The organism is Candidatus Arthromitus sp. SFB-turkey (genome assembly GCF_001655775.1).
GTDB classification, from domain to species: Bacteria; Bacillota; Clostridia; order Clostridiales; family Clostridiaceae; genus Dwaynesavagella; species Dwaynesavagella gallinarum.
In genome coordinates, this window is the sequence record NZ_LXFF01000022.1 from 1 (window position 1) to 12,327 (window position 12,327).

10 protein-coding genes and 1 pseudogene are annotated in these 12,327 nt (G+C 32.4%); 10 read left to right on the plus strand and 1 reads right to left on the minus strand.

Features of this window, described 5'->3' with window-relative positions:
• Positions 1-185 precede the first annotated feature (185 nt).
• From A6P36_RS04095 to A6P36_RS04135, 9 genes and pseudogenes are all read left to right on the plus strand, one after another.
• Complete coding sequence (locus tag A6P36_RS04095) at positions 186-545, plus strand: helix-turn-helix domain-containing protein (protein ID WP_425330774.1); 360 nt, start codon at positions 186-188, stop codon at positions 543-545.
• Positions 546-767: 222 nt separating this feature from the next.
• On the plus strand, positions 768-2,954 hold the full coding sequence (locus A6P36_RS04100) for a hypothetical protein (RefSeq protein ID WP_197487219.1): 2,187 nt from the start codon (positions 768-770) through the stop codon (positions 2,952-2,954).
• A gap of 98 nt (positions 2,955-3,052) precedes the next feature.
• Positions 3,053-3,904 carry a GIY-YIG nuclease family protein gene (locus A6P36_RS04105; RefSeq protein ID WP_066761289.1) on the plus strand — a complete coding sequence of 284 codons (852 nt, stop codon included), beginning with the start codon at positions 3,053-3,055 and terminating at the stop codon, positions 3,902-3,904.
• A 210-nt stretch (positions 3,905-4,114) separates the two neighbouring features.
• A pseudogene (locus tag A6P36_RS04110) lies at positions 4,115-5,035 on the plus strand (N-6 DNA methylase); the annotation flags it as partial.
• Positions 5,025-5,825, plus strand: coding sequence for a hypothetical protein (locus tag A6P36_RS04115; RefSeq protein ID WP_066761290.1), 801 nt, complete (start codon positions 5,025-5,027; stop codon positions 5,823-5,825). The pseudogene A6P36_RS04110 and the gene A6P36_RS04115, both read left to right, overlap by 11 nt.
• Before the next feature lie 15 nt (positions 5,826-5,840).
• On the plus strand, positions 5,841-6,755 hold the full coding sequence (locus tag A6P36_RS04120; protein ID WP_066761292.1) for a hypothetical protein: 915 nt from the start codon (positions 5,841-5,843) through the stop codon (positions 6,753-6,755).
• Positions 6,733-7,920, plus strand: a complete 1,188-nt coding sequence (locus A6P36_RS04125) for a restriction endonuclease subunit S (RefSeq protein ID WP_066761294.1) — start codon at positions 6,733-6,735, stop codon at positions 7,918-7,920. The genes A6P36_RS04120 and A6P36_RS04125 overlap by 23 nt, the downstream gene beginning before the upstream one ends.
• Positions 7,921-7,936: 16 nt before the next feature.
• Positions 7,937-10,984: a type I restriction endonuclease subunit R gene (locus tag A6P36_RS04130; protein ID WP_066761297.1), complete on the plus strand. Its 3,048-nt coding sequence runs from the start codon at positions 7,937-7,939 to the stop codon at positions 10,982-10,984.
• Positions 10,985-11,008: 24 nt separating this feature from the next.
• Positions 11,009-11,461, plus strand: a complete 453-nt coding sequence (locus A6P36_RS04135) for a hypothetical protein (RefSeq protein WP_066761299.1) — start codon at positions 11,009-11,011, stop codon at positions 11,459-11,461.
• A gap of 14 nt (positions 11,462-11,475) precedes the next feature.
• Here A6P36_RS04135 and A6P36_RS04140 read toward each other — a convergent pair whose 3' ends face one another.
• Positions 11,476-11,820, minus strand: coding sequence for a plasmid mobilization protein (locus A6P36_RS04140; protein ID WP_066761301.1), 345 nt, complete (start codon positions 11,818-11,820; stop codon positions 11,476-11,478).
• 166 nt (positions 11,821-11,986) lie between these two features.
• On the opposite strand from A6P36_RS04140, the gene A6P36_RS04145 reads away from it, so the two are divergent.
• Positions 11,987-12,327, plus strand: a 341-nt coding sequence (locus tag A6P36_RS04145; RefSeq protein ID WP_156507974.1) for an Rpn family recombination-promoting nuclease/putative transposase, incomplete at its 3' end; no start/stop codon positions are given.

The following is a 12,327-nucleotide window of genomic DNA, read 5'->3' on the forward strand; positions in this document are numbered from 1 at the left end:
GCGGCTTTCACAGAAATGTAATTCATAATATCAACTTCCTTTCGCAAAGAGTATATAATTATTATATACGGAATGACGAATAATAGCAAGTTTCTCTCCACTAATACGAAATTATACACTACTAAACATAAAATCATACTTCGTTCAAATATCATCACCCGAAATGTACAATGATATAGGATGATATTAAAATGTACCAAGATGAAAGAAAACTTGATTTTAAGCCGTTAGGTATAGCGATAAAAAAAGCTCGGGAAGCAAAAGGGTGGACACAGGAATATCTTGCCCAACTGGTAGACCTTACGCCACGCTCTATTATGTATATAGAGAACAGGGGGCAGCACCCAAGGCTTAACAAATTTTATCTCATTACTACCTTGCTTGACATCTCTGTAGACCAGTTCTTTTTTCCATGCAATGAAGATGGCGACAACAATCGCCGCAAACAAGTTGATGTACTGTTGAATGATATGGAAGAAAAGGAGCTTATCGTGATGGAAGCTACGGCTCAAGGCTTGAAAAAGGCAAGAGAAACTGCGGAATAATTAACGCTGTTTTCGTAAGCCAAGCCAACTGAAAAAAGTGCGACACCTACACAGGCTATCGCACTTTTTAGGTTATTTTTTTATTCTCCACACAAATCATAAAGCTGTTCACATCGGTTTTGAATATCTAAGATTTCTGTTTCGGTTAAACTCCTGCGGTTATGAGTAAGTTGTTGCTCTAAAAAATCACGATAGCCATCAAGTAATGAATCCGGCAAGTTTGTGCATGACGCAGATGTCGATAAGTTCCTCGATGCCCTGACCCGGCAGGAGAAGTTCCCGTTTTCTACGCCGGAACTCCGTGATGAATTAAAGCATACTTTCTGGATCTTAAATCGTGTGGCAAGCGCAAAGGCTCTGGCAAAGAAGTTGAAGCTCCACCCTGTATTCAAAGACTATGAGATCATTCTTGCCGCCGGCGATGGAAAATTAGATGATGATGACGAAAACGAAAAGTCTTTTGACAAGGTAACAAAGGCGATCGCTGAATATGACAAGACCATTACCCTGTCCGTTGGCCAGCTGACCACAGGTGTAACGATTCCGGAGTGGACGGCAGTGCTGATGCTTTCCAATATGGCAAGCCCTGCTCTTTATATGCAGGCGGCGTTTCGAGCGCAGAATCCTTGTTTATTCACAGACAGCGATGGTAATACATATCGGAAGCAGAATGCTTATGTGTTTGACTTCGATCCTGCCCGGACCCTGACAATTTTTGAGAAGTTTGCAAACGATCTCATTCCTGAGACTTCCGGGGACAAAGGTGACTTTGACAGCCGTAAACAGCATGTTAGAGAACTTCTGAACTTCTTCCCGGTCTACGGCGAAGATGCGGATGGCTCCATGATAGAGCTTGATGCAGAAAAAGTCCTCACGATCCCCCGTCACATCCATGCAAGAGAAGTCGTAGAGCGAGGATTTATGTCCAATTTCCTGTTTGCGAACATCAGCGGTATTTTCGGGGCACCGAAGGAGATCATCGATATCATCAACAACATGCAGGCGCTTGAGGAACCAAAGGCTCTTGCACCTGCCGCTGTAGATGAAAACACGGCGGATAGCCTGAATTTGAATGAAAATGGAGAGGTTGAGATTCCAAAGGAACAGGTCATTGGAACAGCAAGCGATCTCTTTGGCGACAAGGTTTACGCGGACGTGGAAGACCAGCTAACCGCAGCCGTGGAGGAAATCCAGAGGAATGTGGAAATAACGCCGAATCCCAAGAAAGATGAACTGAAGTCTCTTCGTGAACAGTTTTCAAAGCCGATTGCGAATACACTTATGGAAACTGCCAAAGCACAGTATGGCAAGGATTTGAGAAAATCCACCCAGAATCAGCTGGAGCGCAAAATCCAGGAAACTACGGACGCTGTTGTAAACCGTGAATACGGGAATTACACAATCCGGGACCATCAGCTTGTCAAAGAACGTGATGACAGAATCCATGAGGCGCAGCAATCCGGTGCCACAATGACGGAAATCACGCAGATTGATGAAGAATACACCGCTAAACGGCTACAGGGCTATCGCGACATGGTGGACAATATCAATAAAAATCTCCACAGCGACGAGACTGTAAAGAAAGCCGCAGAACAGATTGTTGAAACCGTAGAAACTGAAAAGTTGAATGCAGCTAAAGACTCCATTGAAGGCAGTGTCCGTGACCACCTCCGTGGTTTCTCTCGCACGATTCCTGCGTTTCTTATGGCCTATGGCGATGAAAGCACTACACTCGCCAATTTTGATTCACTTGTGCCGGAAGATGTGTTCTGGAATGTTACAGTAAATCCTCAGAATGGTCAGGGTGTAACACTTGATCAGTTTCGCATGTTGCGAGACGGCGGAGACTATACAACAGAATTCGGTGAGAAAAAGCACTTTGACGGGCACTTGTTTGATGAGGTCGTTTTTAATGATGCTGTGCAAGAGTTTATGAAAAAACGGGCAGAACTGGCAAATTATTTCGATCCGAATCAAAAAGGAGATATTTTTGACTATATCCCGCCACAGCGGACAAACCAGATCTTCACACCCAAAAAAGTCGTGAAGGACATGGTGGACAGGCTTGAACAGGAGAATCCGGGATGCTTTGACGATCCAAACACAACATTTGCCGACCTCTATATGAAATCTGGGATGTATGTGACAGAAATTGTCACGAGACTCTACCAGAGCAATCGCATGAAGGCGCTATATCCGGATGATGCAGAGAGACTGAATCATATTTTTGCAAAGCAGGTATACGGTTGCGCTCCGACAGAGATCATATACCGCATCTGCCTGCGCTATATCCTCGGATTTAGCGATGTGATACACATTGAAAAGAACAATATCCGTCTATGCGACACTTTAGAATATGCAAAAAATGGGACGATGGAAGTCGAAATGAAAAAGCTGTTTGGTTTGTAATTATTCAAATCATACGTACTGCACTGTGAATTATACCTTGTATCGTTTTTACATGTTTCAACGATAGAAAGAGATTTCAATGCAAAGGAGGGAAGACAATGCCCCGAGGCAAAACTATAAAACTGTTTTTGATAGATGGAGAGCCAAGCGGAAGGATTAAATGTTCCCTTACCAATTGGACTGGAATCGCATATAAGATCCCTCGTACTGCTTTGGACAAGTGCAAAGATTTGGATATCCTCAAACAGAGCGGCGTGTATTTCCTGTTCGGCACTGATAAGGCGGATAATGCGGTGGTGTACATAGGCCAGGCTGGAGTTCGTAAAAATGGCAAAGGTCTTCTTCTGCGAGTACAGGAACCGCATAACTCTATTGATTATTGGACTGAGGCGGTCATGTTTACTACGACAAATAATTCTTTTGGGCCAACAGAGATAAGCTATCTTGAAAATCGTTTCTGTAATATGGCGATTGAAGCTGGACGCTATGTTGTGAAAAACGGAAATGATCCTAATCCTGGGAATATTACAGAGGAAACAGAGAGTGAACTTGAAGAGTTTATCGACTATGCTAAAATTGTAATGGGCACTCTTGGACATAAGGTATTTGAGCCGTTTGCACCACCTACCGAATCAACCGACACAGAACCAGTCCTATACATGGAATATGGAAAGGGTAAGGCATCCGGCAAAAGAACGAGCGATGGATTTGTTGTGCTGAAAGGCAGCATAATCAATCCCACCATGACGAAGAGTTGTCCTGAAAGATCCGTAAAGGACCGTAAGAAGTATAAGGACAGGATTGACAGCAATGGGATATTAACAGCTGATGTACTGTTTTCCAGTCCTTCATCAGCTGCCGGATTTGTTGGCGGTGCGTCTTTGAGCGGAAACGCGCACTGGAAAGACGCTGATGGAAAAACCCTAAAGGAACTCCCTGAAACAGAGTGAACCTTTTAATTTTGCCTCACCTTTTAATTATTCCAAAATCACTACACCGCAAGGCTGATACCCCGCCATACTGCTGGGCGGTAACGGCAAAACTGAATACATAAAAATAGGACTTCCGAAGTCGGCACATGACCTCGGAAGCCCTTATTTCAAGCCTTTTTCGGCGGCTTTTGCCCCGGAGAGGGCTTTTTCTTTTGTATCAAAATCAGCAGGAACATAGACCCTTGTTGTGGTAGCGGAGGGATGTTTGTTCAATCTGCAAAATTTGTAGATGAACATGGAGGAAATAGGAATGGAATTTCTATATATGGTCAAGAATCTAATCCAACAACTTTTAAACTTGCACATATGAATCTTGCTATTAGGCATATTGAAGCGAATTTAGGAAAATTTAGTGCAGATACTTTTTTTAGTGATCATCACAAGCAATTAAAAGCAGATTTTATTATGGCGAATCCACCATTTAATATGTCTAACTGGGGAGCGGATAAGCTTAAAGAAGATGTTAGGTGGACATATGGTGTTCCATCAGATTCAAATGCAAACTTTGCGTGGCTTCAACATATGATTTGGCATCTTTCACCTAAAGGAAAAATTGGAATGGTGCTTGCAAATGGTTCACTTTCATCTCAACAGAGTAATGAGGGAGAGATTCGAAAAAACATAATTGAAGATGATTTAGTTGAATGTATTGTTGCGATGCCTACACAACTTTTTTATAGAACACAAATTCCAGTGTGTTTGTGGTTTCTTTCTAGAGATAAGAAGCAAAGTGGTAAGACGCTTTTTATAGATGCTAGAAATTTAGGTAAGATGGAAGATAGGACTCTTAGAATTTTGGAGAAAGAAGATATTAAAAAGATTGCTGATACTTATAATTCTTTTGTAGAAGGAACTCTTGAGGAGGAAAAAGGATTTTGTGCTATAGCGACAACGAAAGAGATAAAAGAACAAGATTATATATTGACACCTGGACGTTATGTTGGAATTGAAGAGAAAGTTGATGATGGAGAATCTTTTAATGAAAAAATGTTAAAACTCACTTCTGAATTGTCAGATTTGTTTAAGAAATCCAATGACCTTGAAAATGAAATTCGTAAGAATTTAAAGGAGATTGGATATGAAGTTTAAAGAACAGATGTATAAATATTTATTTTGGGGATTGATTATTTTGGTTTTAGTTCCAATTTTTTTAGGAACATTTCAAAATCATGTTTTTGGTTTTACAAAAGGTGAAATTTTAACTTATTATGGAGGCATACTTTCAAATTTAATTACATTTGTTGTTTTAATTATTACAATAAATTATAGCAATAATGATAGGAAACAAGACTTTAATTTTCAAATAACTCAAAAAAATATTAGTAAATTTGATGAGTTTATAAGAAAAGTTTGTTTAAGTTTAATGATTGAATATGAGTTATTTAATAAAATAACTAAAATACCATTAGAATTACTTTTAAATAATAATAACAATATACAACAATTAAATATTGATAATATTTATGAAGATATTTTTAATGCATTCATTTATTTAGATAAAATGAATTTTAATATTAATTTATATAAAAATGAAATCAAATTGTATATTTATGATTATTTTTGTGATAGGAAAATTATAGAAAATTATATTAATTTATTAAATAAAGAAATTGAAAAATATTTAGTCATATTAGATAAAATGAAAAATATTGTTATGGAACTTCAAAAAATTATATATAATATAAAAATTTTAGGTGGTATGGTTAATATTGAACAAAATAATTTATTTTCCCTTAATAAATTTAATTTAAATAATATTTTAATAGAAAGATCAAATTATGAAAAAAATGAATACAAAGAGTTTTTAAATAAAACAAAAGAGTTTTTGCAATTAGTAAATGAAGAAAGTATTAGACTCAAAAACAACTTAGACAATTAATTATGGGAGTTAAAGATGGAATCTAAGGAACAAGATAAAAAAGAAGGGTTTAAAAATATATTTATTATACTGATAGCTATATCTTTAATTTTGATAATTGTTGGAATTATCTTTGGACCATATATTATCACACGTATTTTAAAGATAAAATTTATATATTCAAATTTTGATGATCAACAGATTTTTGATTACTATGGAATTATAATTTCACTAGTAGGAACACTTTTAAGTGTTATGGTTTCAGCAGGAACTACATTTTGGGTACTTAAATCTACAATAAATGATAATAGAGAAGCTTTAGAAGTACAATTGAATACTGAGAAAAAAATGATGAGAAAACAATTTGAGTTTTACATAAAACAAAGACAACTTGAAGGATTTGAAAATGATTTAAAACAAAGTGTAGTTTATTTTTCAGATATAGATATGAAATTTTTTTATGCTATTAGAGATAATAAATTTAATAGCGATTCAAGTAATAAGGTTTTAAATATTAATAACTGTAAAAGTATTATTTATGATTATATCGAAGATGTTGGTCATTTTAGACATGAAACTATAGACAAGATATCCCTTATTAAACTTTATGAGCCTTTTTTAAAAAAGAATAATGATATAATTAATAGTTACATAACAACTTTAATGCGAATTTGCCGTAAGGCTATTAAGATTTCAGAAGAATTAAATGAAGAATTAAAAAAATTATTGTTAGAGTATTCTGAAATTAAAGATAAAGTAGATAAAATAAATGTTTTTATTGATAAGTTAAATGAATTTAGAATAAAAAATTTTCAAAATTATTTTAACGAATTACAAGAAGAAACAGAAAAAGATATAAAGTTTATTGGTAAAAATTTTTATAAATTTATAATTGAAATAAACAAAAATAATATAGGAGAGATAATTGATGGGAGAATGGAAAAATTTTAAACTTTCGGAGCTAGGAGAAGTTATTGGAGGTTCAACACCATCAACAAAACGAGAAGAATATTATGGTGGAAATATCGCTTGGATAACACCAAAAGATTTATCAGGATATCAATATAGATTTATTTCTAAAGGAAGTAGGAATATAAGTGAAGAAGGTTTAAATAGTTGTTCTCTTAAAATGCTACCTAAAAATTCTATTTTATTTACGTCTAGAGCACCTATTGGTTACGTTGCTATTGCAGAAAATGATCTCTGTACTAATCAAGGATTTAAAAGCATTATTCCTAATGAAAATGTTGACTATATGTTTATGTATTATCTTATGAAATATAATAAAGAAATTATTGAAGCTATGGGAAGTGGAACAACGTTTAAAGAAGTATCTGGAACTGTAATGAAAAATGTTTATGTTAAGATTCCTATAGATAAGAAAGAACAACAAAAAATCTCCAAAATTCTTTCGTCATTAGATGAGAAGATAGAAATTAATAGGAAGATAAATGAAAATTTAGAAGAGCAGGCTAAAGAAATATTTAAAAGATGGTTCGTTGATTATGAATTTCCGAACGAAGAAGGACAACCTTATAAATCAAGTGGTGGTGAAATGATTGAAAGTGAATTAGGATTGATTCCTAAAGGTTGGGAAGTTAAAAAATTAGAATCAATAATAAATATAAGTAATGGTAGAAGACCTAAAAATAAAATTAAATTAAAAAACAGACAATATTGTATACCAATAATTGGTTCAAGTTGTATAACTGGATATACTGATGAATTTTTATATGATGAACATGTATTAGTTATTGGAAGAGTTGGAACACATGGAATAGTACAAAGATTCAAAGAAAAAATTTGGGTTTCAGATAATGCTATGGTAATTAAAAGTAATTATTATGAGTATACAAATCAAATATTAAATAATATTTGTTACGAAAATCTTAATGTTGGATCTACTCAACCGTTAATAACTCAATCAGATATAAAAAAACACTTAATAAAAGTTCCGATTAATAGATTGATAAATAGTTTTGAAAAGATAGTATCTAGTTTATATGAAAAATATTATTTTAATGAATGTGAAATCCAAAAACTATATTCATTACGTGATACATTATTACCAAAACTTATGACAGGAGAGATAGACGTATCAAAAATAGACATTTAAAAAGGAGGACAACCTTATGGGAAAATACAGAGAAGCAAATTATGAGAATGCAATAATCGAACTTATGTCAAGTAATCTTAATTATACATACTTACCTAAAAATGATATAAAGAGAGATTATGAAGATCCATTGTACATAGATGAATTATTGCCTGCCTTAAAACGAATCAATAAAAACCTACCACAAGAAGCTATTAAAGATGCAGTTAATAAATTGCGTGATATTGAAAACGGAGATCTAATTCATAAAAATATGATTTTTACAGATTATCTCCAAAACGGTGTACCTGTAAAATATCTTGAAGATGGAGAAGAACGTTCAAACATCGTTTATCTTATTGATTTCAAAAATATTAACAACAATAGCTTTGTTATTTCTAATCAATGGGCTTTCAAAGAATTTTCCAAAAAAATAATTGATATTGTAATTCTTATAAATGGACTTCCCTTGGTAATTATGGAATTAAAGTCTCCTTCACGTGAAGAAACAGATTCTTCAGAAGCATATAGACAATTAAAAAATTACATGCATGAGATACCTTCAATCTTTGTTTATAATGCAATTTGTGTAATAAGCGACCAAGCTATTTCAAAAGTTGGAACCATAACTTCAAAAGAAGATAGATTTATGGAATGGAAAACAACAGATGGAAGTTACGAAAATACAAGGTTTGCAGATTTTCGTACTTTCTTTGAAGGAATTTTTGAACAAAATCGTTTTATTGATTTACTCAAAAATTTTATGTGCTTTAATGTTGATATGGTAAATACATTTAAGATTTTTGCAGGATACCATCAATATTTCGCTGTAAAAAAAGCTGTTGAATCAACTAAGAAAGCAACTTTAACAGATGGAAAAGGTGGTGTGTTTTGGCACACTCAAGGAAGCGGAAAATCTTTGTCAATGGTTTTCTATGCACACTATTTACAAGAAGCTTTGGAAAGTCCAACTATAGTTGTTTTAACAGATAGAAATGATTTAGATGACCAACTTTTTGGGCAATTTTCTAGATGTGAAAAGTTTTTGCGTCAAACACCTCAAAGAGCAAAGAGTAGAGAAAATTTAAAAGAGTTATTATCAAATAGAGAAGCAAATGGAATTATTTTTACCACAATGCAAAAATTTCAAGAAAGTAGTGAACCACTTTCAGAACGAAGAAATATTGTTGTTATGTCTGATGAGGCACATCGTGGACAATATGGACTTGAAGAAAAAGTTGATGAGAAAACAGGAAAGATAAAACGTGGAATAGCAAGAATAATTAGAAATAGTTTACCTAATGCAACTTATATAGGGTTTACAGGAACTCCAATTTCATCTAAAGATAGAAGTACAAAAGAAGTTTTTGGAGATTATATAGATATTTATGATATGACTCAAGCTGTTGAAGATGGAGCAACACGCCCTGTTTATTATGAAAGTCGAGTTATACATTTAAACCTAGATCCAGAAATTTTAAAATTAATTGATGAAGAATATGAAGTAATGGCTCAAAACACTGATGAACATATTGTTGAAAAAAGCAAGAAAGAATTAGGAAAACTAGAAGCAATTCTTGGAGCTGAACAAACTATTAATTCTCTTGTAAAAGATATTCTTGACCATTATGAAAACTATCGTGAAAATTTATTAACTGGAAAAGCGATGATAGTTGCATATTCTCGCTCTATTGCAATGAAAATTTATGAAAAAATACTAACTCTTCGTCCAGAATGGACAGAAAAAGTTGGAGTTGTAATGACTCAAGGAAATAATGACCCTGAAGAGTGGAGAAATATTATTGGAAATAAAACTCATAAAGAAAATCTTGCAAGAAAATTTAAAGATAATAATGACCCTTTAAAAATTGCGATAGTAGTTGACATGTGGTTAACTGGATTTGATGTTCCTTCTCTTTCAACAATGTACGTTTATAAACCAATGGAAGGACATAATTTAATGCAAGCAATAGCTAGGGTTAACCGTGTTTTTAATGAAAAAGAAGGTGGACTTGTTGTAGATTATATAGGGATTGCATCAGCACTTAAAAAAGCTATGAATGATTATACAGCACGAGATAAGAAAAATTATGGTGATCCTGATATATCTAAGGTTGCTTATAATAAATTTTTAGAAAAGCTTTCTATATGTAGAGATTTCTTTCATGGATTTGATTATTCAAAATTTATAAGTGGAACAGATCTTGAAAGAGCAACTACAATTACAGATGGAGTTGACTTTATACTTAGTGATAAAAGCGAAAGTGAAAATAGAGATATTTTTGTTAAAGAAGCACTTTTACTTAAACAAGCTCTTTCTTTATGTAGTAGTATTGTTGAAAAAGAAATGAGATTTGAAGCGGTGTTCTTTGAATCTATACGAATTATGCTAGTAAGAAGCAACAATCCAGAGAAAAAGAAATTCAGTTTAAAAGATGTAAATGAGAGAATTAACAATTTATTGAAACACACAATTAAAAGTGATGGAGTTATAAATTTATTTTCTGATATTAAAACAGAGTTTTCAATATTTGACCAAAGTTTTCTTGAAGACGTTGCCAATATGAAACAGAAAAATTTAGCTGTAGAAGTTTTGAAAAATTTAATTGAAGAACAAGTATCTATTTATAAGAAAACCAATGTAGTTAAATCTCAAAAATTTTCTGAGATCATTCAAAAATCAATGAAAAAATATATTAATGGAATGATTACAAATGAAGAAGTTATTGACGAGCTTCTTAAAATGGCAAGAGATATAGTAAATAGCGATAATGAAGGAAAAGAAATGGGATTAACAGTTGAAGAACTAGCTTTTTATGATGCCTTAACAAAACCACAAGCTATAAAAGATTTTTATGAACATAGTGAACTTATTGCCATGACTAAAGAACTTACTGACTTACTTCGTAAAAATCGTACGCTTGATTGGAGAGAGAAAGAAAGTGCTAGAGCAGGTATGCGAAAGATTGTAAAACGACTTCTAAAGAAATATGATTACCCACCTGAAGGAATAGATGACGCAATACAAACAGTTATTAGTCAATGTGAAATGTGGGCAGATAATTTTGAGGAATTTGATAATTAGGTAGACATTATAGAGGTGAAGAGAATGATTTGTTTAAATGATTTACTTAGGATAGAGCAAGATGATTTTGATAGTGTAAAAGTTAGATTTGTAATATCACATGATGAAATAGATATATTAAAAGAATATCTTAAAGATTCTGATTATGTAAATAACAAATATTTTATGTGGAGAAATGAAAATACTAATTTTAAAATTGGTCAAATTATAGTTTGTATTTTGAGAATTGAAAAAGACATTTGGCTTTTAACATCAGTAAGAAAGATCACAAAAGATCTAAATACTATTAATGATATAGGTTATGAGAGTGAAGAAGTAGAAGAATACAAGAAATTCTTTGGAAGAGTTATTATTAAATATCACAATACTTCACAAAATATGATACGTAAATATGAAAACATACATAATGAATTGGAAGTAAATCAAATACTTAAAAATATTTTCAGTAATAATGATTTTTTAAGTATAAGAGAGTGAGAAAATAACCATAATTATTTATAAATTTTCTTTATAATCAAACTTTGAATTTTTGAAATTTCCTCTGATAAATTTTCATTTAGCTGTTTGATATAATTAATATCATTTTTATAGATAACTCCATTTATATTAATTTTCTTTGCAATTTGATTTATATTGTTAGCTTGATTAGATAATAGTTGCTGAATTTTCATAATAGGAGTCATATCTACAACAAAAATTTCTTTTTCAAGAACGCATTTACGTATGAAGAAAGACATTGATTTGAGTTTGCTCATAGCTAACTTATTTTCAAAGATTTGTTTTTCTTGATCACTTAAATAAATTTTAAGTTGATTCTTTCTAACTCTATTTTCCATAGTTTTTATCTCCTTTGAAAATTTTTAAAATATAACAAGGAAGTATATTGAGATAATATCACGGAGAATAAATATAAAGCAACTAGGTTTATCTAGTTGCTTTTTGTGTTTAAGGTAATTATTGAATGAAAAAATATGATATAATAAACAAAAAAGGGAGTTAGTTATGGAGCAAGATAAGTGGGAACTTTGGGAAAGTTTAACTTTAAGTAATGATTTTATGTTTTCAAAAGTTATGAGAGATAAAGAAATTTGTAGAGAAACTCTTGAGATTCTTTTGGATAAAAAGATTGGTGAGATAACCTACATAGATAACCAGAAAACTATTGATATTAATTATGATGCGAAAAGTGTTCGCCTTGATGTCTACGTTGAAGACGAAAATAGAATTTACAATATAGAAATGCAAGTTATAAATAAAAAAGATTTAGCAAAGAGAAGCAGGTATTATCAAAGTATGATAGACTTAAATGCTATAGAAAAGGGAGAAATTTATAGAGATTTAAA

Coding starts and splice junctions, on each gene's coding strand:
- A6P36_RS04140 (WP_066761301.1), bottom strand. CDS start 11,820: ATGGAAAATAGAGTTAGAAAGAATCAACTTAAAATTTATTTAAGTGAT.
- A6P36_RS04135 (WP_066761299.1), top strand. CDS start 11,009: ATGATTTGTTTAAATGATTTACTTAGGATAGAGCAAGATGATTTTGAT.
- A6P36_RS04120 (WP_066761292.1), top strand. CDS start 5,841: ATGGAATCTAAGGAACAAGATAAAAAAGAAGGGTTTAAAAATATATTT.
- A6P36_RS04115 (WP_066761290.1), top strand. CDS start 5,025: ATGAAGTTTAAAGAACAGATGTATAAATATTTATTTTGGGGATTGATT.
- A6P36_RS04105 (WP_066761289.1), top strand. CDS start 3,053: ATGCCCCGAGGCAAAACTATAAAACTGTTTTTGATAGATGGAGAGCCA.
- A6P36_RS04125 (WP_066761294.1), top strand. CDS start 6,733: ATGGGAGAATGGAAAAATTTTAAACTTTCGGAGCTAGGAGAAGTTATT.
- A6P36_RS04130 (WP_066761297.1), top strand. CDS start 7,937: ATGGGAAAATACAGAGAAGCAAATTATGAGAATGCAATAATCGAACTT.